Below are 1,309 nucleotides of genomic sequence, written 5' to 3'. Positions count from 1 at the left end.
GCAATCCCGTCGCGTGTACGTTCTGAGATCAGTCGCCGCTCAAAATGCGCAATGGCGCCGAAGACGTGGAAGATCAGCTCTCCGGCTGCGGAGGAAGTGTCGATTTTCTCCTCCAGGCTGAGCAACGCTATTCCGCGTGAGCGGAGCATGGTCACCGTTGTCAGCAACTCTCCCAGTGAACGACCGAGGCGGTCGAGCCGCACAACCGCAAGCGTATCGCCCTTGCGTGCGTATTCCAGCAGCTCGTCCAGTCCTGGTCGCTCCATGCTCTTGCCCGACATCACATCGGTGAACACACGGATCGTACCGGCTTCTTCCAATCGCATACGCTGCCCGGCCACATCCTGATCACCGGTACTGACACGCGCGTATCCCAGAATGCCGCCCATGGCACCGTCTCCCAAACGACCGTTCTGTGGACACTGAGTGAATGACCATTCCGGATCGACAATATCCGTCCACATAATGCGTCTCTTTACTCTCCGCTGTCCATAGCCGAGACTGACCTTTTGTGGACGGAATGACAGCGTGACCAGGCTCAAACATCACCTGCTGACAGCCCAGGAACGGGATCAGATGCTCGCCATCCCGACAGACCGGGACAGTCTGGTTCGCCTTTACACTTTCGAGCCATCGGATCTGGATATCATCGGTTCCCGGCGCAGGCGACGCACCCAGATGGGCGTTGCCGTGCAACTGGCGTTACTCAGGCACCCGGGAACAACACTGGCTCAGTTTGTGCAGGACGTCGGATCGACGCCATCCGCGTTGGTCGCCTTCGTGGCAGACCAACTTGAGCTTTCCGGCAGCGACCTCGCCGATTACGCCGCGCGGGAGCAGACGATGACCGATCATGCCCGCGATCTGATGACGATCCTTGGCCTGCGCGCGCCCCAGAGAGCCGATGTCCCGTTCATGATCGAGGCTGCGGCAAACGCAGCCTGGGCCACGGACAGCGGCATCGTAATCGTCCGGGCCGTGATGGACGCGCTACGCCATGCCAAAATCGCACTCCCTTCGATTTCAACCATCGAACGCGCCAGCATTGCGGGACGGGCGCGGGCCCGACGGAAGACCGCGCAGGCGTTAACGCAGGGCCTCACAGGCGATCAGGTCACGGCGCTGGATCGGCTTTTCGCCACAACGCCTGAAGGGAGCATCAGCCAACTTGCCTCGCTCAAGACCATACCGGTTGCCGTCAAGCCGGATCACATCAAGCGCATTCTGGAATTGTTGAGACAGGTTCGACAGATCGGGATTGATCCCGTCGTCGCCAAGCGCATTCACATCGACCGCTTTCACCAATACG

Annotated in this window: 2 protein-coding genes; one reads left to right on the top strand and one right to left on the bottom strand. The window is 60.0% G+C overall.

Features of this window, described 5'->3' with window-relative positions; translation table 11 throughout:
* Nucleotides 1-464: recombinase family protein (locus GVI59_RS18595; RefSeq protein ID WP_242013221.1), on the bottom strand; the 464-nt coding region annotated here is incomplete at its 3' end.
* 64 nt (nucleotides 465-528) lie between these two features.
* Between GVI59_RS18595 and GVI59_RS18590 the strand changes: the two genes are divergently transcribed.
* On the top strand, nucleotides 529-1,309 hold a 781-nt coding region (locus GVI59_RS18590; protein WP_173575522.1), incomplete at its 3' end, for a DUF4158 domain-containing protein.

It is taken from the genome of Acetobacter sicerae (genome assembly GCF_011516765.1).
GTDB lineage: Bacteria > Pseudomonadota > Alphaproteobacteria > Acetobacterales > Acetobacteraceae > Acetobacter > Acetobacter sicerae.
This window is presented reverse-complemented; position numbering and strand designations above follow the sequence as displayed.